15 protein-coding genes are annotated in these 19,453 nt (G+C 69.0%); 11 read left to right on the forward strand and 4 right to left on the reverse strand.

The genetic code is table 11. From position 1 onward, the window contains the following. Nucleotides 1-10: 10 nt before the first annotated feature. Together ACZ3II_RS14050 and ACZ3II_RS14055 are read right to left on the reverse strand one after the other, a co-directional pair. Nucleotides 11-370 carry a YchJ family protein gene (locus ACZ3II_RS14050; protein ID WP_465518400.1) on the reverse strand — a complete coding sequence of 120 codons (360 nt, stop codon included), beginning with the start codon at nucleotides 368-370 and terminating at the stop codon, nucleotides 11-13. A 159-nt stretch (nucleotides 371-529) separates the two neighbouring features. Continuing rightward, nucleotides 530-1,033, reverse strand: coding sequence for a methyl-accepting chemotaxis protein (locus tag ACZ3II_RS14055; protein ID WP_465518028.1), 504 nt, complete (start codon nucleotides 1,031-1,033; stop codon nucleotides 530-532). Nucleotides 1,034-1,427: 394 nt separating this feature from the next. Here ACZ3II_RS14055 and ACZ3II_RS14060 point away from each other — a divergent pair, with 394 nt between their 5' ends. The 11 genes from ACZ3II_RS14060 to ACZ3II_RS14110 all read left to right on the forward strand — a co-directional run bounded on the left by ACZ3II_RS14060 (nucleotide 1,428) and on the right by ACZ3II_RS14110 (nucleotide 15,999). Then, complete coding sequence (locus ACZ3II_RS14060) at nucleotides 1,428-2,432, forward strand: LacI family DNA-binding transcriptional regulator (RefSeq protein ID WP_465518029.1); 1,005 nt, start codon at nucleotides 1,428-1,430, stop codon at nucleotides 2,430-2,432. 199 nt (nucleotides 2,433-2,631) lie between these two features. Beyond that, a complete protein-coding gene (locus ACZ3II_RS14065; protein ID WP_465518030.1) occupies nucleotides 2,632-4,011 on the forward strand; it encodes an ABC transporter substrate-binding protein in 1,380 nt (459 codons plus the stop codon). A 2-nt stretch (nucleotides 4,012-4,013) separates the two neighbouring features. After that, entirely contained in the window at nucleotides 4,014-4,949 is a 936-nt protein-coding gene (locus ACZ3II_RS14070) for a carbohydrate ABC transporter permease (RefSeq protein ID WP_465518031.1), read from the forward strand. After that, nucleotides 4,946-5,815: a carbohydrate ABC transporter permease gene (locus tag ACZ3II_RS14075; RefSeq protein ID WP_465518032.1), complete on the forward strand. Its 870-nt coding sequence runs from the start codon at nucleotides 4,946-4,948 to the stop codon at nucleotides 5,813-5,815. Before ACZ3II_RS14070 ends, ACZ3II_RS14075 begins: the two co-directional genes overlap by 4 nt. A gap of 5 nt (nucleotides 5,816-5,820) precedes the next feature. Next, nucleotides 5,821-7,353: a glycoside hydrolase family 13 protein gene (locus ACZ3II_RS14080; RefSeq protein ID WP_465518401.1), complete on the forward strand. Its 1,533-nt coding sequence runs from the start codon at nucleotides 5,821-5,823 to the stop codon at nucleotides 7,351-7,353. 58 nt (nucleotides 7,354-7,411) lie between these two features. After that, a complete protein-coding gene (locus ACZ3II_RS14085; protein ID WP_465518033.1) occupies nucleotides 7,412-9,652 on the forward strand; it encodes a discoidin domain-containing protein in 2,241 nt (746 codons plus the stop codon). Between the two features lie 33 nt (nucleotides 9,653-9,685). Next, nucleotides 9,686-12,967 carry a galactose-binding domain-containing protein gene (locus ACZ3II_RS14090; protein ID WP_465518034.1) on the forward strand — a complete coding sequence of 1,094 codons (3,282 nt, stop codon included), beginning with the start codon at nucleotides 9,686-9,688 and terminating at the stop codon, nucleotides 12,965-12,967. Nucleotides 12,968-13,030: 63 nt separating this feature from the next. Next, entirely contained in the window at nucleotides 13,031-13,516 is a 486-nt protein-coding gene (locus tag ACZ3II_RS14095) for a YcxB family protein (RefSeq protein WP_465518035.1), read from the forward strand. Further along, nucleotides 13,513-13,998: a hypothetical protein gene (locus ACZ3II_RS14100; protein ID WP_465518036.1), complete on the forward strand. Its 486-nt coding sequence runs from the start codon at nucleotides 13,513-13,515 to the stop codon at nucleotides 13,996-13,998. Before ACZ3II_RS14095 ends, ACZ3II_RS14100 begins: the two co-directional genes overlap by 4 nt. Nucleotides 13,999-14,026: 28 nt before the next feature. Beyond that, nucleotides 14,027-14,800, forward strand: coding sequence for a ComEA family DNA-binding protein (locus tag ACZ3II_RS14105; protein ID WP_465518037.1), 774 nt, complete (start codon nucleotides 14,027-14,029; stop codon nucleotides 14,798-14,800). Between the two features lie 254 nt (nucleotides 14,801-15,054). Further along, on the forward strand, nucleotides 15,055-15,999 hold the full coding sequence (locus tag ACZ3II_RS14110; protein WP_465518038.1) for an endonuclease domain-containing protein: 945 nt from the start codon (nucleotides 15,055-15,057) through the stop codon (nucleotides 15,997-15,999). 117 nt (nucleotides 16,000-16,116) lie between these two features. On the opposite strand, the gene ACZ3II_RS14115 is transcribed toward ACZ3II_RS14110, so the two are convergent. Together ACZ3II_RS14115 and ACZ3II_RS14120 are read right to left on the reverse strand one after the other, a co-directional pair. Next, nucleotides 16,117-18,231, reverse strand: a complete 2,115-nt coding sequence (locus ACZ3II_RS14115; RefSeq protein ID WP_465518039.1) for a SulP family inorganic anion transporter — start codon at nucleotides 18,229-18,231, stop codon at nucleotides 16,117-16,119. 120 nt (nucleotides 18,232-18,351) lie between these two features. Next, entirely contained in the window at nucleotides 18,352-19,422 is a 1,071-nt protein-coding gene (locus tag ACZ3II_RS14120) for an NAD-dependent epimerase/dehydratase family protein (RefSeq protein ID WP_465518040.1), read from the reverse strand. Between the last annotated feature and the right edge of the window lie 31 nt (nucleotides 19,423-19,453).

Consider the following 19,453-nt stretch of genomic DNA (forward strand, 5'->3'; position numbering starts at 1 on the left):
CTCAAGGAGATCACAGCGGCCCCCAGTAGACCCACCGGCCGTCGTGCCGGACGAACCGGCTCCGCTCCGCCATCACCCCGGGCTGACCACTGTCGATGTAGTGCGCCCGGAACTCGACGGTCCCCTCCGCGTCGAAGACGCCGCCGCCGCTGTGGTCCAGCACGTCCAGGCGCGTCCAGCGCAGTCCGGGGTCGGGCGCCACGGCCTTCGGCCGCGTCTCCGGATGCCAGGTCCGGAGCACATACTCACTGTTGTCCAGCGCGTAGGCGCTGAAACGCGAACGCATCAGGCTTTCCGGATCGGCTGCGGCTCCGCCCTGGTGCAGGCTTCCACAACATTGCCGGTACGGGCCACGACCGCACGGGCACACGGAAGAGGCCGGCCGGGGCTGGGGGCGTTTGCGAGCCATGCCCCCGATCCTCCCGCACCCCGATCGCGAGCCGTCGCCCAGACCGGTCACCCGCCCACCGTCACCTGGCTGCCCGACGGCCGACACCCCAGACCGCCCGCCCGCTCGCCTGGCCCGTCGTCAGCCGGCCTGCTGCTCGACCACGATCCCGCTGATCACTTTCTGACAGCGGTCAAGTTCCTCGATGAGGCCCTGCATCTCCTCGATGGCGGAGACCGCGTTCTGGGTGTCCGCCCGGATCCCGCCGACCTGGGTGCCGATCTCGCTGGTCGCCGTGGCCGTCTCGTTCGCCAGGTCCTTGACCTCGCTGGCCACCACGGCGAACCCCCGGCCCGCCTCACCGGCCCGCGCCGCCTCGATCGTCGCGTTCAGGGCGAGCAGGTTGGTCTGTTTCGCGATCGTCGCGATCAGCTGCACCACCTTGCCGATCTCGGTGCTGCTCGCCTCGAGCCGCTGGATCACCTGCACGGCGGTCTCGGCCGCCCGTACCGCCGCATCGGTGGCCGCGGCCATGTCGTTGCTGACGTTCGCGAGCCGGTGCACGGAGTCGCGCTGCCGGTCCTGCGCCGACCAGTCCTGCTGGCCGCCGGCCGACCAGCCGTCGTTCTGATCCCAGTCGGACATGGTGATAGCGGCCCCTCTCTGCCCGTCGCCTCACAACATCCCACCTCCCCCACCGGCCGCGCGGCGTTTTCCCCGATCCAGCCGTTTTCGAGTGCCCCACGCAGCACCTCAACCGCATCCAGCCGGCGCTCATGACTGTCTCCCGCGCCCCGAGACAGCCATGAGCGCCGGCTGGGATCTGACCCTGACCGGCTGGCTCTCAGTGCTGTCTCACCCCCCAAGACAGCACACCCACAACCAGCCGGGGTTCGACCGCGTCCCCCGGCTGGCTGTCAGTGCTGTGTCAGTGCGCCGGAGAGAGCCGTGACGACCAAATGAACAGGGAGCGCAAGTGACTGCAAAGAACGGCAGAGGATGATTCGGTTTTTGCAGGATGGTGACGTAGGATTGCGGGGTGACGAGACGACTTGCCGAAGTGGCGAAGAAAGCCGGCGTCAGCGAGGCCACCGTCAGCCGGGTTCTCAACGGGCGCAGCGGCGTCTCCGAGGCCACCCGCACGTCGGTGCTGACCGCGCTCGACGTGCTGGGCTACGAGCGGCCGACGAAACTGCGCGGCGAGCGGGCCCGGCTCGTCGGCCTGGTCCTGCCCGAGCTGCAGAACCCGATCTTTCCCGCGCTCGCCGAGGTGGTGACCGGGTCGCTGGCTCAGCGCGGGTTCACGCCGGCGCTGTGCGCGCGCACGATCGGCGGCGTGCCCGAGTCGGATTACGTGGAGATGCTGCTGGACCACCAGGTGTCCGGGGTGATCTTCGCGGGCGGGTCCTACGCGCTGGCCGACGCCTCCCACGAGCACTATCTGCGGCTGGTCGAGCGCGGCCTGCCGGTGGTGCTGGTCAACGCGGGCGTCGACGAGCTGGGGTTTCCGCGGGTGTCGACCGACGACGCGGTCGCGGTGGAGCAGGCGTACGGGCACCTGCGCTCTCTCGGGCACGAGCGGATCGGCATGGTCCTGGGCCCGGAGGGGCACATCCCGTCGCGCCGCAAGCTGAACGCGATGCTCTCGGTGGCCGAGTCGGCGACCGAGGCGGGCGCGCTCGTCGAGCGGTCGAGTTTTTCCATGGAGGGCGCCCGGGTGGCGGCGACGAAGCTGGTGGAGCGGGGCGCGACCGGCATCATCTGTGCCAGTGACGTGCTGGCGCTGGGCGCGATCCGGGCGGCCCGGCGGCTGGGCCGGTCGGTGCCGGGTGACGTGTCGGTGGTCGGGTTCGACGATTCGGCGTTCATGACGTGCACGGATCCGCCGCTGACGACGGTGCGGCAGCCGATCGAGACGATGGGGCAGGCGGCGGTGGATCTGCTGGTGAGCCAGATCGACGAGGCCCGGGAGTTCTCCGACGAGCTGCTGTTCGAGCCGGAGCTGGTGGTTCGCGGGTCGACCGGGCCGGCACGCAAGGACTGATCCACGGCACGGCCCACAGGCCGCCGACCTCACGGTCGGCGGCCTTTCGCGTACCAGGAATCGGTCTTCTCGCAAGTAAGTCGAGTTTTTGCAAAGCAAAATCGAAACCTTGCGGCAACATGTCCGCCTTGTTACAGTGACCGCACTCACTAGAACCACTGAGGACGACACATAGACCCGTTCCCGAAGGGATGGACAGATGTCCGTACCGCAGCACCGGAAGGTCGCGGCGCTGGCGCTCGTGGCCGGGCTGGGGCTCAGCCTGACGGCGTGCTCCACCAAGAGCGACGACGGCGGGACCGATGCCGCCGGCAAGACCACGATCACCGTCGACTGCATGCCGGTCGGCACCGAGAAGGACCTGCTGGCGAACTGGAACGCGGATGTCGCCGAGTTCCAGAAGCAGAACCCCGACATCGTGATCAAGAGCATCAGCGTCGGCTCGCAGTGCAACAACCCGCCGGACTTCACGGCCCGGCTCGCCGGTGGCACGGTGACCGACGTCTTCTACGGGTACATGACGGACCTGCAGCAGGTGCTGGATTCCGGCCAGGCGATGGACATCACCGCGTACGCCACCAAGGAGAACATCCCGACCTGGGACAGCGTCGATCCGGCGCTCAAGGAGGTCTTCACCGACAGCGGCAAGCTGTACGCCGTACCGGTCAAGAATTATTCGATGGGCCTGGTCTACAACAAGACCCTGTTCCAGAAGGCCGGGCTGGACCCCGCGAAGCCGCCGAAGACGTGGCCCGAGGTCCGGGAGGCGGCCAAGAAGATCACCGCCGCCGACAAGACCGTCGCCGGGTACTCGGAGTACAGCGCCGGCGCGACCGGCGGCTGGCACTTCACCTCGCTGCTCTACTCGCAGGGCGGCACGATCCTCAGCGAGGACGGCAAGAAGGCCGCCTTCAACACCCCTGAGGGCAAGCAGGTGCTGCAGAACCTCAAGGACATGCGGTACGGGGACAACAGCATGGGCAGCCGCCAACTCCTGCAGTGGGCCGACCTGCTGACCAACGCGGGCGCCGGCAAGGTGGGTATGTTCATCGGCGCGCCGGACACCACCCAGGCGATCGTCAGCCGGTTCCAGGGCAAGTTCGAGGACTGGGCGGTCGCTCCGCTGCCGGGCCAGTCCGGCCTGGGCAAGGGCACGCTCGGCGGCGGCGAGGGCTACTTCTTCAAGAAGGACCTCACGCCGGAGCAGGTCAAGGCCGGGATGAAGTGGATCGCGTACCAGAAGCTGACGCCGGGCAAGGGCCAGTTCGACTACGTCCGGGCGAAGCCGCAGAACTACCCGGTCGGCCTGCCGCAGCCGCTGCTGTTCGCGGCGGGCACCGAGGCGCAGAAGCAGGAGGCCGACCTGCGCAAGGCGAACGCGAACGTGCCGGTGGAGAACTTCGCGCTGTTCGAGACGACCCAGCTGCCGATCAAGGGCGAGCCGAAGAACGCGCAGGCCGTCTACGAGGTGCTGGACGCCGCGATGTCCGGGGTCCTGACCGACCCGAACGCGAACATCGACGCGCTGCTCAAGACCGCCGAGGAGAAGGTCAACCAGCTGCTGGTGGCCGGTAGCTGAGCATGGCCGTCCTCACCGCCCCCGCCCCGGCTGCCCAGGCCGCCGAGGCGGGGGTCCTCAAGAAGCGCCGCAGGATCCGGGACAACCTGACCGGGCACGCGTTCCTGATCGGCGCGGTCGCCTGTTTCGCCCTCTTCATGTGGTACCCGATGATCCGCGGCATCGTGATGAGCTTCCAGCGCACCCGCCGCGGTGAGACCACGTGGGTCGGCTGGGACAACTACGTCCGGATCGCCGGCGACCCGAGTTTCTGGACCGCCTGGAAGAACACCTTCTACTTCACCGCCCTGGCCCTGGTGCTCGGGTTCGTGCTGCCGTTCCTGGTGGCGATCCTGCTCAACGAGTTCCGGCACGCCAAGGGTTACCTGCGGGTGCTGGTGTACCTGCCGGTGATCCTGCCGCCGGCCGCAGCCCTCTACCTCTTCAAGTTCTACGCGTTCGATCCGAGCGGGGCCGGCCTGTTCAACGCGCTGCTGAGCGCGGTGGGTCTGCCGACCTCCGACTGGGTGCAGTCGCCGGCCATGACGATGCCCGCCATGGTGATCGCGTCGACCTGGATGAACATGGGCGGCGCGGTCCTGATCTACCTGGCGGCGCTGCAGAACATCCCGGGCGACCTGTACGAGGCCGCCGAACTGGACGGCGCCGGGATCTGGAAACGGATCTGGCACGTCACCGTCCCACAGACCCGGGTGATCCTGACCCTGCTGCTGATGATGCAGATCGTCGCGACCATGCAGCTGTTCATCGAGCCGCTGATCCTCGCCAACGGGGCCGGAACGCAGGACGCGGCGAAGTCGGTGGCCTACATGATCTACCAGCACGCCTTCTTCCAGAACGACCAGAACGGCGCCGCCGCGCTCGGCGTGATCATGCTGCTGGTCCTGGGCGCCTTCTCGGCCATGTACCTGCGACTGAGCACCAAGGGGGACTCATGAGCAGCCGGACCCTCATCTCCTCCACCCAGCTGAAGAAGGGGCGCGTCCTCTACTGGACGCTGCTCGGCGCCGTCGTCACGGTGTTCACCCTGGTCTTCATCGGCCCGCTGTACTGGATGGTCACCGGGGCGCTGAAGTCCGCGCAGGAGGTGGCGCAGTCCCCGCCGACGCTGTTCCCGAACGATCCACAGGTGGGCAACTACGTCGATGCGTGGCAGACGCTGAACCTGGCGAAACTGCTGTTCAACACGTTCTACTACGCGGCGGGGGCGGTGCTGTTCCAGCTGATCCTGGACACCGCGGCGGCGTACGCGCTGTCCAAGCTCCGCCCGATCTTCGGCAACGTGATCCTCGGGGCGATGCTGGCGACCCTGATGATCCCGGCGATGGTCCTCATCGTCCCGCAGTACCAGACCGTGATCAGCCTGCCGGTGCTGAACGTCAGCCTGCTCGACTCCCCGTTCGCGATCTGGCTGCCGATGGTCGCCAACGCGTTCAACATCTTCCTGCTGAAGCGGTTCTTCGACTCCGTCCCGGAAGAGATCATGTCGGCCGCCGCCGTGGACGGCGCGTCGCCGCTGCGGACCCTCTGGTCGATCATCCTGCCGATGTCCCGGCCGATCCTGGGCGTGGTGTCCATCTTCGCGATCACCGCGGTCTGGAAGGACTTCCTCTGGCCGCTGCTGGTCATGCCGGACGCCTCGACCCGCACGGTCAGCGTCGGCATCTACGCCTTCGCCGGCGGCACCCCGATGAACGTGGTGGTCGCCGCGTCGGTGATCTCGGCGGTCCCGACCGTGATCCTCTTCCTGATCTTCCAGCGCAACATCATGTCCGGCCTGACCGCAGGCAGTCTCAAGGGATGACCAGGATGAATGAGCAGTGGTGGCGCGACGCGGTGATCTACCAGGTGTACCCGCGGAGTTTCGCGGACGCCAACGGCGACGGGGTCGGTGACATCGCGGGGGTTCGTGCGCGGCTCGGCCATCTGCGTGATCTCGGCGTCGGCGCGATCTGGATGAGCCCGTGGTACCCGTCGCCGATGGCGGACGCCGGCTACGACGTGTCGGACTTCCGGGACATCGACCCGGCGTTCGGGACCCTGGCCGAGGCGGAGGCGCTGATCGCGGAGGCGCACGCGGCCGGCATCCGGATCATCATCGACATCGTCCCGAACCACGTCTCGAGTGAGCATCCGTGGTTCCAGGCGGCGCTCGAAGGTGGAAAAGAGCGGGACTACTTCTGGTTCCGTAAAAGCCAAAATATACCTACAAACTGGGTCGGGGAGTTCGGGGGTACGGCGTGGAGCCGCACCCCGGACGGCGAGGACTGGTACCTGCACCTGTTCACCCCGCAGCAGCCCGACCTGAACTGGGACCACCCGGACGTCCGGGCCGAGTTCGAGAGCATCCTGCGGTTCTGGTTCGACCGGGGCGCCGACGGCATCCGGATCGACTCGGCGGCCCTGCTGTTCAAGGACCCGGCGCTGCCCGAGGTGGTGGACGGGTCGCCGCATCCGTTCCATGACCTGGACGCGGTGCACGACGTCTACCGGTCGTGGCGGCGGGTCGCCGACGAGTACGACGACCGGGCGCTGATCGGCGAGGTGTGGATGCCGGACGTGGAACGGTTCACCAACTATCTGCGGCCGGACGAGCTGCACGCGGCGTTCAACTTCGACTTCCTGGGGTGCGCGTGGGACCCGTACCTCATGCGCTCCTGCATCGATCGCACCCTGGACGCGCACGCCCGCGTCGGCGCCCCGCCCACCTGGGTCCTGTCGAACCATGACGTGACCCGGCATGTCACCCGGTACGGCAGGGCCGACACCACGTTCAGCTTCGACAACAACCTCGACGGCGTCCCGGTGGATCTGGAGCTGGGCACCCGGCGGGCCCGGGCGGCGGCGCTGCTGACCCTGTCGCTGCCCGGCGCGGCCTACCTCTATCAGGGCGAGGAGCTGGGCCTCTGGGAGAACGAGAACATCCCGGAAGATCGGATTCAGGATCCGATGTACGCCCGTCGCGGCCACACCCGGGACGGATGCCGGGTGCCGCTGCCGTGGTCCGGTGACGAGCCGCCGTTCGATTTCTCCACCGGTGAGCCATGGCTGCCGCAGCCGGCGGAGTGGAAGGACCGGACCGTCCAGGCGCAGACCGGCGACCCGGGTTCGATGCTCGAGCTCTACCGTTCCGCGATCCGCCTGCGCCCCAGCGGCGACTTCGCCTGGCTGCCCGGTGACGAGCGGGTGCTCGCCTGGACCCGCGGGGACGAGTTCGCCTGCTACCTCAATCTCTCCGGCTCTGGAGTTCCCCTGCCGGAGCACCGATCCCGCCTGCTCGCCAGCGGCCCTCTCGACGGTGACCTCCTCCCCCAGGACACCGCCGTCTGGCTGCGCCTCTAGACGAAGAAGCAGGAGGTTTGTGACACCTCGGGGGCCGGCCACACCAGGGAAGGTATCCATGGCCAACCGCACCGCCCCACTTCTGACGCTGACCGCGGTCCTCGCGGCCGCCGTCACCACCGTCCTCTGGCAACCGCCGCCGGCGCTGGCCGCCGGCCTGTCCCCCTTCGACGTCCCCGGGCGCGGCGCGACGGTGCCGTTCACCGAGTTCGAGGCCGAGAACGCCGCGCACACCGGGGTCTCCACCGGCACCGACCGGACCTACGGCACGCTCTCCTCGGAGGCGTCCGGGCGGGAGGCGATCACCCTCGACGCCGCGGGTGAGTACGTCGAGTTCACCCTCACCGAACCGGCCAACGCCGTGACGTTCCGGTACAGCGTCCCGGACGGGCGGAACGCCTCGCTGGATCTGCGCACCGGCTCGACGCTGATCACGACGGTGCCGGTGACCTCGAAATACGCGTGGTACTACGGCTGGTACCCGTTCACCAACAACCCGGCGGACGGCAGGCCGCACCACTTCTACGACGAGGCCCGGGCGATGTTCGGGACCACGTACCCGGCCGGGACGAAGATCCGGATCCAGGTCTCCTCCACCGCGCAGTCGCCGAGTTTCACCATCGACCTGGCCGACTTCGAGAACGTGCCGGGACCGATCGGCAAGCCGTCCGGGGCGATCGACGTGGTGGCCGATCACGGCGCCGACCCGACCGGCGCCACCGACTCCACAGCGAAGTTCCAGGCCGCGGTGAACGCGGGCGCCGCCTCGGGCCGGGCCGTCTATGTGCCACCGGGCAACTTCACCCTGTGGAGCCACGTGATCGTCGATCGGGTCACGCTGGCCGGCGCCGGGCCGTGGTACTCGGTGCTCGGCGGGCGTCATCCCATCCAGCGTGACCAGGCGGCCGGTATCTACGGCAAGTACACCGGTCAGGGCGGCCCGAGCCAGAACGTCGTGGTCAAGGACCTGGCGATCATCGGCGACATCCAGGAGCGGGTCGACGAGCACCAGGTGAACGCGTTCGGCGGCGCCATGTCGAACTCGGTCATCGACAACGTGTGGATGCAGCACACCAAGGTCGGCGCGTGGATGGACGGGCCGATGGACCGGTTCACCATCCGTAACAGCCGGATCCTGGATCAGACCGCCGACGGGGTGAACTTCCACATCGGCGTCACGAACTCGACGGTCACCAACACGTTCGTCCGCAACACCGGGGACGACGCGCTGGCCATGTGGGCGGAGAACGTGCCGAACGTCGGCAACTCCTTCACCCGCAACACCATCGTCGCCCCGATCCTGGCGAACCACCTGGTCAGCTATGGCGGCCGGGACATCGTGATGACCGACAACGTGGTCAGCGAGTCGGTGTCCAACGGCGGCGGCATCCACGTCGGCAACCGGTACCCGGGCGTCACCGGCCCGACGGCGGTGGCCGGCACCTGGACGCTGGCCCGGAACACCCTGATCCGGGCCGGGAACTCCGACTACAACTGGAACTTCGGGATCGGCGCGCTGCGGTTCTGGGCCGATCAGGGCGCAATCACCGGCGCCACCATCAACGTCACCGACACCGACATTCTGGACAGCTCGTACGCGGCGATCCAGTGGATCGGCAACCAGACCACCGGGCTGAACCTGACGAACGTGAACATCGCCGGCGCCGGCACGTTCGCGTTGCAGGCGCAGGCCCCGGCCACCGCCACGTTCACCAACGTCAAGGCCAGCGGGATCGCGCAGAACCCGCCGACCTACAACTGCGTGGGGGCGGCCCTGGCGATCACCGACGGGGGTGGCAACGCGGGGTGGCAGACGGCGACGCCGTACTGCGGTCCCTGGCCGGCCCCGCAGTGGGGCTCGAAGCCGACCACACCGCCTGTTGTCGGCAACCTCGCGGCGGGCCGCCCGGTGACGGCGACCAGCCAGACCGACGTCTACGGCCCGGGCAACGTCACCGACGGTAACGCCGGCACCTACTGGGAGAGCCGCAACAACGCCTTCCCACAGTCGATCACCGTCGACCTCGGGCAGAGCCGCCCGGTCGCCCGGATCGTGCTCACTTTGCCGCCACCGGCCGCCTGGGCCACCCGTACCCAGACCCTCTCGGTTCTGGGCAGTCTCGACGGATCCACCTGGACCACCGTGAAGGGCGCGGCCGGTTACACGTTCGACCCGGCGCGCGGCAACACGGTGACCATCCCCGTGACGACGAGCCAGCGGCACCTGCGGCTCACCGTCACCGGCAACACCGGCTGGCCGGCGGGTCAGCTCTCCGAGTTCGAGATCTACGCCTCCTAGTCACCTCTCCCGTCCCGAAAGGTGTGCTCCCGCATGTCCCGATTCAGGCTGATAGCCGCGGCAGCAGCCGCGAGCGTGATAGCCGCTCTCGTCCACGCTCCCCCGTCCGCCGCCGCCGGGCCCAACCTGGCCGCCGGCAAGACGTTCAGCGCCTCCGCCCACTCCGAGGTCTACACGGCGGGCAACGCCGGTGACGGCAACGCGAACAGCTACTGGGAGAGCGCGAACAACGCCTTCCCGCAGTGGATCCAGGTCGATCTCGGCGCCACCACCGAGATCGACCAGGCGGTCCTGAAGCTGCCGCCGGCCGCCGCCTGGGCCACCCGTACGCAGACCCTGACCGTGCAGGGCAGCACGAACGGCTCCTCGTTCAGCACCCTCAAGGCCTCGGCCGGTTACACGTTCAACCCGGCCACGGCGAACACCGTCACGATCGGGCTCACCGCCGTCAGCGTCCGCTTCGTCCGGCTGACGTTCACGGCGAACACCGGCTGGCCCGCCGCGCAGCTCTCCGAGCTGGAGGTCTACGGGCCGGGTGGCGGCGACACCGATCCGCCGCCGGCCGGCACGAACCTCGCGGCGAAGAAACCGGCCGAGGCGTCGTCGACGGTGCACACGTTCGCGGCGGTCAACGCCAACGACGAGGACACCGCGACCTACTGGGAGGGCGGCGGGTTCCCGGCCGACCTGACCGTCAAGCTGGGCGCGAACGCGGCCCTGACCTCGGTGGTCGTCAAGCTCAACCCGTCCAGCGCGTGGGGCGCCCGGACGCAGACCTTCGCGGTCCTCGGGCGGGCCCAGAACGCCTCCGCGTTCACCACGGTCGCGGCCGGCAAGGCGTACGCCTTCGATCCCGCAAGCGGCAACACGGTGACCGTTCCGGTGTCGGCGACCCTCGCTGACCTACGCCTCTCCTTCACCGGCAACACCGGGGCGCCGAGCGGCCAGGTCGCGGAGGTGCAGGCGTTCGGCTCCTGGGCGCCCAACCCGGATCTGACGATCACCGGCACCGGTTTCTCCCCGTCCGCGCCGGTGGAGACGGACGCGATCACCGCGTCGGCCACGGTCCGCAACGCGGGCACGGCGTCGTCGGCCGCCACCAACGTCAACTTCTATCTGGGTACGGCCAAAGCAGGCACCGTGGCCGTCCCGGCTCTCACCGCCGGCCAGTCACAGACGGTGAGCGTGAGTATCGGGGCCCGAAACGCCGGCAGCTATCAGTTGTCCGCGAAGGTCGACGAGGCCGGCACGGTCGTCGAGACCAACGAGGCCAACAACGCCTGGACCCACCCGTCCGCGCTGGTCGTCACCCCGGTGAGCAGCGCCGACCTGGTCGCTTCCGCCGTCACGTGGACGCCGGCCACCCCGGCGCCCGGCACCGCCGTGTCGTTCTCCGTCACCCTGCGCAACCAGGGTTCGGCGGCCACGTCGTCCGGCGCGCACGGCGTGACGCTGACGGTCCTGAGCGGCTCGTCGGTGGTCCGTACCCTGGCCGGCTCGTACACCGGCACCCTCGCCGCGGGCGCTTCGACGGTGCTGAACCTCGGTTCGTGGACCGCGGCGAACGGCAGGTACACGGTCCGCACCGTGGTCGCGCCGGACTCCGCGGAACTGCCGGTCAAGCAGGGCAACAACACCAGCGAGAAGCCGTTCTTCGTGGGGCGCGGCGCGAACATGCCGTTCGACTTCTACGAGGCCGAGGACGGTCAGACCGGTGGCGGCGCGGCGGTCGCCGGCCCCAACCGGAGGGTCGGTGACCTGGCCGGGGAGGCGTCCGGGCGCAAGGCGGTCACGCTCAACCAGACCGGGTCGTACGTCCAGTGGACCAGCCGGGCGGCGACGAACACCGTGGTCGCGCGGTTCTCCATCCCGGACGGCACGACCAGCTCGGTCAACGTCTACGTCAACGGCACGCTCAACAGGACCCTGCCGCTGACCTCGAAATACGCCTGGCTGTACGGCAACGAGGCGGCCCCGCAGAACTCCGGCAGCAACCCGCGGCACATCTACGACGAAGCGAACATCATGCTGACCGGATCGTTCCCGGCGGGCAGCACGATCAAGCTCCAGAAGGACGCCGCCAACTCCGGCCCGATCGCGATCGACTTCATCAACCTGGAGCAGGTCGCGCTCAAGCCGAACCCGGACCCGGCCCGCTACGTCGTACCGTCCGGTTTTGATCAGCAGTCGGTGCAGAACGCCCTGGACACGGCCCGGCAGGACACCTCCAAGGTGGGCGTCTACCTTCCGGCGGGCGATTACCAGACGTCCAACAAGTTCCAGGTGTACGGGAGGGCGCTGCGCGTCGTCGGCGCGGGACCGTGGTACACCCGCTTCCACACCCCGTCCACGCAGACCGAGACGGACGCCGGGTTCCGGGCCGACGCGACAGCCAACGGGTCGACGTTCGCGGACTTCGCGTTCTTCGGCAACTACACGATCCGCATCGACGGCCCCGGCAAGGTCTTCGACTTCGCCAACGTCGCGAACATCACCATCGACAACATCTGGGCCGAGCACGTGGTCTGCCTGTACTGGGGCGCGAACACCGACAACATGGTGATCAAGAACTCGCGGATCCGGAACACGTTCGCCGACGGCGTGAACATGACCAACGGCTCGACCGGCAACCTGGTCGACAACAACGAGGCCCGGGCCACCGGGGACGACAGCTTCGCGCTGTTCTCCGCGATCGACGCGGGTGGCGCCGACGAGATCGACAACGTCTACTCGAACCTCACGTCGATCCTGACGTGGCGGGCGGCGGGCATCGCGGTCTACGGCGGGTACGCCAACACCTTCCGGAACATCTACATCGCGGACACCCTGGTCTACTCGGGCATCACGATCAGCTCGCTCGACTTCGGGTACCCGATGAACGGTTTCGGGGCCAGCCCGCCGACCGTCTTCGACAACATCTCGATCGTCCGGGCCGGCGGCCACTTCTGGGGCTCCCAGGTCTTCCCGGCGATCTGGGTGTTCTCCGCGTCGAAGGTGTTCCAGGGCATCCGGGTCAGCAACGTCGACATCGTCGATCCCACGTACTCCGGGATCATGTTCCAGACCAACTACGTCGGCGGGCAGCCGCAGAACCCGGTCAAGGACACCGTCTTCACCAACGTGACCATCACCGGCGCGCAGAGGAGCGGTGACGAGTACGACGCCAAGTCGGGGTACGCCATCTGGGCCAACCCGATGCCGGAGGCCGGCCAGGGCCCCGCGGTCGGCTCGGCCACCTTCACCAACCTGCAGCTCAGCAACAACTACCGGGACATCGAGAACCCGACCAGCACCTTCACCATCACGCGCAACTAGGGATCCACGGGGCGGAGCGCCGCCCGCGCAGCCGGCGCGGGCGACGCTCCTTACCATTCATCGGTGCACATCGAGTTCACCTTCACCCGTACCCGCGAGTACTTCCGGCACCAGTTCGCCCGGGGCGCGTCCATGATCGTCGGGCCGGTCCGGATGGTCGCCGCCATCCTCGTCTTCGCGGCGCTGTTCATCGCGCTGGCCGGGGAGTTCGCCCCGAACGCCCTGCTGACCGCGGGTGGGCTGCTGACCGTGGCGGCCGGGCTGTTCGGGTTCGCCCTCTGGCGGTGGCAGCGGGCGGTGACCGTGCCGGAGAGCTGGCTGAGCCCACGGACCTGGGTCCTCACCACCACGAGTTTCGCCTCGTCCACCGAGAACTCGTCCGCCGAGATGGACTGGAGCGCGTTCGGGTCCGTGCAGGTGACCGAGCAGGCCTATCTCCTCGTCACCAAGCAGGCGAAGATCTTCGACATCCCGCGCGAGCCGCTGACCGCCGAACAGGACGCCGACCTGCGGACCTTCCTGAACGAGCTGGCCCCGGCCGCGGGATGAACCTCCGGTTCAGCCGCGAGGAGCCGCTGCGGGCGCCCGGCCACGACGGCTCCCGGCTCCTGATGTGGTGGTGGAACGGGGCGATCGCGATCCCCCTCCTGACCGTGGGCGCCGGTGGGACGTACCTGGCCTGGCGGTCCCACTCGCCCGGCGACGTCAAGGCGGCCGCCGTGCTCTTCCTGGCCGTCGGCACGATCGCCCTGGTCCGCGCGCTGTACGTGTACCTGCGGGTCCGGCGCGCCATCCCGCCCCAGCCGGAACACTGGCTGGTCACCGGCGAGACGATCGAGGTGCGCACCATGGAGGGCCGCCGCACCTGGCAGTGGTCGGCGGTCCGGTCCGTCACGGTACTCCCGGATCGGTACGTCCTCGGAGGTCCGGTCGCTCTCGAACTGCCCCGGCCGGACGACCCGGCGCAACGAGCCGAACTGGACACGTTCGTCGGCGGGTTGACCCGTACGAGGGACGATCGTGATCGATGAAGTTGAAACGGCGGGATAACGTCGCACTATGCAGCCCGATCCGCGCTGGCAGCGCCCACCCGTACCGCCCGTCACGGGCTGGTGGTTCCTCGTGCCGCTGTTCACCTTCGGCCTCGGCACCCCGCTGATGGTGCTGATCGGCGGAGCCCGCCTGCGGTCCCGGTTCCATCAGATCTGCGCGGCCGGCTATTTCGCCCTGATCCTCGTGCTCTGCGGGATCTCCGGCGTCCGCGACGACGGCGCCGAGGCGGGCGTCCTGAGCCTGCTGTGGGGGTTCAGCTACCTCACCCTGTGGATCGGCGGCACGGCGCACACCGCGTTCCTGCAGACCCAGGTCCGCAACGCCTTCTTCCGGTACGCGACCCAGCAGTACCCGCCCGGCGCCGGCCCCGCGCCGTACCGCCCCGGCCTGACCTACTATCCGCAGACCCCGCAGGCCTGGCACCAGTCGCTGCGGGTCGACCCGGCGCTCGCCGCGGCGCAGTGGCGGGCCGCCCGCCGTGAGGAGGCCCGCCAGCTGCAGTCGAGCCAGCCGGCGCTGGCGTCCGAGCTGATGATCGGCCGTCCCGACCTGCCCGGCCGGGAGTACGACGACGGTGGCCTGATCGACGTCAACCACGTGCCGGCCGACCTGATGATGCGCTACCTGTCGATCGAGCGGCCCCTCGCGGAGCAGATCGTCGCCGCCCGCGAGCTGCACAACGGTCTCAGCGCCCCCGAGGAGCTGGTCGTCTTCTGCGACGGCCTCACCCCCAACAAGCTCGACCTCTTCCGCGACCGCCTGATCTTCATCCCCCGCTGAACCCACGTGCCGATTTCGGCCGTCCACCCCACCCCAACCCCACACACCACCCAGCGTGTTGAGTTCGGCCGTCCATCCCACCCCAAATCCACACACCATCGGGCGTGTTGAGTTCGGCCGTCCATCGCGCCCCAAATCCACACACCACCCAGCGTGTTGAGTTCGGCCGTCCATCGCGCCCCGAATCCACACGCTGCAGCGGGCTGTCCACAGGGCTCGGGCCGTGGACGGGCGTCGGCTGGCACTGTGGCGCGATGCCACCGCTACCCGACTTCGACGACGAGTTCTCCCGGACGTGTTTCCAGCAGTCCGGCGTGCTCACCACCGAGCAGGCCGTCACGTTGCTGGACCGCCATGCCGTCCGTCGTCACCTCGGCATAGGCCGGTGGCGCCGGGTCTGCCGGGGAATCCTCGTCACGACCAACGGCCGGCTGGACAGGGACCAGCAGCTATGGGTGGCGGTGCTGACCGCCGGCCCCGAAGCCCTGCTTGCCGGCGTGACCGCCCTGGCCGAAGCCGGGGTACGAGGTTTGCGCGAGGGTCCCGTGCAAATCCTGATCCCGGCGGCGCGCAGTCGAACCCTCCGCTTGCCGGCGATGCCGCCCGACATGTCCCCGGTTCGGGTCAGCCGTACCCGCGTGTTGCCTGACGACCACCGGCAGGCCGGCAACCCGCCACGCGTCATCACCGCCCGCGCCGTGGTCGATGGCGCGGTCTGGGCATCGAGCGCGGCCGCCGCCCGGACGATCATCGCGGCCTCCGTCCAGCAGCGCCGGGTCACACCCGATGAGATCTTCGAGGTGCTGGCGATGCGTCGGCGGCTGCCGTACTACGCGACGATCAAAAGGACCGTCCTCGACGTGGCGGGTGGAGCGGAAGCCCTGTCGGAGATCGACTTCGTCGCGTTGTGTCATCGCTTCGGGTTACCGGTACCGAGCCTGCAGCAGGCACGCACCGACGCCGCCGGTCGCCGGCGTTACCTGGACGCGTACTGGAAAGCCTGGCGTCTGCATGTGGAGATCGACGGGGCCCACCACCTCGACGTGCAGCAGTGGGAGGAGGACATGCTCCGGCAGAACCGGATATGGATCGGCGGCGACCGGATCCTCCGCTTTCCCGCCACGTTGATCCGGTCACGCCCGGCGGCGGTGGCGGACCAGGTGCGATCCGCCCTCACCGCCGCCGGATGGCACCCCTGACAGCGTGTGGAGTTGAGCCGTCCAGAACGCCGCAACTCCACACACCGGAACGTCACAGCGAACCAGCGTGTGGAGTTCGGCCGTCTATCACGCCGCAACTCCACACGCTGGTTTTGGTCAGGCGGCTACCGGGCGGGGGTCGCCGAGCAGGGGATCGAGTTCGTACATGCGGGCTTCGGCGAGGTCGAAGTACATGCCGGTGAGGCGGAGACGGCCGGCGGACTCGGCGGCGCGCACCGCCGGGTAGGTCCGCAGGTTCGTCAGTTGCTGCAGGACGTTGCCGGTGCAGCAGCTCTGCTCGTCGGTGACGTCGGTGAACCGTACGCCGGAAAGCCCCAGCCAGGCGCCCAGCGACGAACCCGGACCGGCCGCGTCGTTCATCAGGGCCCGCACCGCGCCGCAGCCCGAGTGGCCGCAGACGGTGATCGTGGTGACGCCGAGGATGTCGACGGCGTATTCGATGGCCGCGCCGACCGACGTGTCGCCGGAGCCGTGCGCCGGGACGATGTTGCCGATGTTGCGGACGCAGAACAGGTCGCCGGGACCGCTCGCGGTGATCAGGTTGGGCACCACGCGGGAGTCGGCGCAGGTGATGAAGAGCTGTTGCGGGCTCTGGCCGTCGCGGGCCAGGTCGGCCAGGTGCGGCCGGACCAGCGGGGCCACGTTGCGCTCGAACTCGGCGATGCCGGCCGCCATGGCGTCCCGGCGCTGCTGGTCCATGTCCTGCCAGCGGGACCAGGAGCCGACCAGCCGCGGGGTGCGTTTGCCGTCGCCGAGCCGGCCCGAGGTGGCCTGGTGGAACCAGGAGTCGTGCACCTCCCGGACGGTGACCTGGCCGCCCGCGCGGACATAGCCGTCCCGCCAGTCCCTGATCGTCTCGAAGGCCCCGTGGTCCAGGTAGTCCAGGTGCAGTTCCAGGTCGACGTCCTGGCCTTCCGGCAGCGCGTGCAGCTCACGGCTGAGCCGGGCCGATTCGACGAACGACAGGGTGCCGTTGATGGTGACCAGCCAGGAGCCGGGGGCCCGCTCGACCCGGCGGATGTCCGAGCGGGTGAGCCGCCAGAGGATCAGCACCGCCGCGGTGATCATGCCGAGGGCGACGCCGGTGAGCAGGTCGGTGAGGACCACGCCGAGGGCGGTGATCAGGTAGGTGGGCAGTTCCCGGTGCCGGGCGTAGGTGCGGATCTGGGCCAGGCTGACCAGCCGCAGGCCGACGACGATCAGCACGGCGGCCAGCACCGCCATCGGGATCGTCTCCAGCAGGTCGGCGAAGAGCAGCACGAACGCCGCGATCCACAGGCCGTGCATGATCGCTGACGCCCGGGTACGCGCCCCGGCCGCCACGTTCGTCGAGCTGCGCACGATGACCCCGGTGACCGGCAGCCCGCCGAGCAGCCCGGAGGCGGTGTTGGCGACCCCCTGGCCGATCAGCTCCCGGTTGAGGTCGGCGCGCGGGCCGTCGTGCATGCGGTCCACGGCGACGGCGGAGAGCAGCGACTCCACGCTGGCGACGATGGCGATGGTCAGCACCGCCACGGTGATCTCGCGCAGCGGGGCGTCCGGCCAGGTCGGCCGGATCAGGCCGGACAGCGGTTCGTCGGGCAGGCGGACCCGGGCCACGTCGGCGCCCATCGCGGCGGCCAGCGCGGTCATCGAGACGACCGCCACGAGCGCCGCCGGGAGCAGGGAGAACTTCACCAGGCGGGGCCAGAGGATGAGGATGGCGACGGTGAGGACGCCGAGCAGGGCGGCCGCGCCGTGGTGGGCGGCGATCTGGCCGGGCAGGTCGATCAGGTTGCGCCAGGCGGAACTCTGCGGGGCGCCGCCGAGCATCACGTGCACCTGGCTGAGCGCGATGACCAGGCCGATGCCGGCGAGCATGCCGTGCACGACGGCGGGTGACAGGGCGAGGGCGGCGCGGCCCAGGCGGGAGGCGCCGAGGACGATCTGGACGAGGCCGGCGAGCGCGACGATGGCGGCCGTGCCGGCGAAGCCGAATTCGGCGACGGTCCCGGCGACGATCACGGTGAGCCCGGCCGCAGGCCCACTGACCTGCAGCGGGGCGCCGCCTAAGGCGCCCGCGACGATGCCGCCGACGACGGCGGCGACCAATCCGGCGAGTAAGGGAGCCCCCGAGGCCGCGGCGATGCCGAGGGACAACGGGATGGCGATCAGGAACACGACGATGGACGCCGGCAAGTCCCGGCGCAACAACTGCGTCAAGTCGGACATTTCGGCAATGTACCCAATGATGGTTAACGGGTGATTACGTAAACGCCCCTTACAGTCAAGACACAGCAAACTGCCGCCCGGCACTCAGCCAGGCGGCAGTCTTCGCAGGTGACGAGCCGGTCAGCCCTTCCAGACCTCCTGGTTGGCCTCGTAGATCTCGCGGAGGATGGCCGGCACGTCGTACGTGAGCTTCCAGTCCGGGTAGTGCTCCTCGAACCGGCCGGTGCCGCTGATCCACCACTGGTGGTCGCCCATCCGGTTCTGGTCGACGTACTCGGTGCGGGCCTCCAGGCCGGTGATCTCCTCAGCGATCTTGAAGGCCTCGATGTGTGAACAGTTGGAGAACCGGCCGCCGCCCATGTTGTAGATCTCGGCGACCCGCGGCGCCCGGTGGAACGCCTGGAACGCGGTGATCAGGTCGTGCGAGTGGATGGCATCGCGGACCATCTTGCCCTTGTAGCCGAAGATCTTGTACGTCCGCTGCTCCATCACGCAGCGCATCACGTACGCCAGGAAGCCGTGCAGCTCGGCCGCCGAGTGACCGGGACCGGTCAGCGTGCCACCCCGGAACACCGCGGTCGGCATGTCGAAGTAGCGGCCGTACTCCTGGACCATGATGTCGGCGGCGACCTTCGAGGCGCCGAACACCGAGTGCATGCTGTTGTCGATCGACATGGTCTCGTCGATCCCGCCGTACCATTTGTGGTCTTCAGGCAATTCGTACCTTGAAGAAAGCTCCACCAGGGGCAGCGAGTTCGGGGTGTCGCCGTACACCTTGTTGGTCGAGGTGAAGATGAACGGGGCGTCCTTGGCGTGCCGCCGGGTCGCCTCCAGCATGTTGATCGTGCCGACCGCGTTGACGTCGAAGTCGGTGAACGGCTCACGGGCGGCCCAGTCGTGGCTCGGCTGCGCGGCGGCGTGGATGACCAGGCCGATGTTCGCGCCGAGGCCGCTGAACAGCTTGTCCAGGCCGTCCCGGTCCCGGATGTCGATGCTGTGGTGGGTGTAGCGGTCGCCGACCTCCTTGGTGAGCCGCTTCAGGTTCCACTGGGTGGAGCCGTCGGCGCCGAAGAAGTAGCCGCGCATGTCGTTGTCGACCCCGACCACGTCCATGCCCTGGGCGGCGAAGTGCCGGACGGCCTCGGATCCGATGAGACCGGCGGACCCGGTGATTACCACGACGCTGCTCATTGCTGACCTCCGGAGGTGTCTGGCGTCACCG

This window comes from Actinoplanes sp. NPDC019969, from assembly GCF_055562375.1.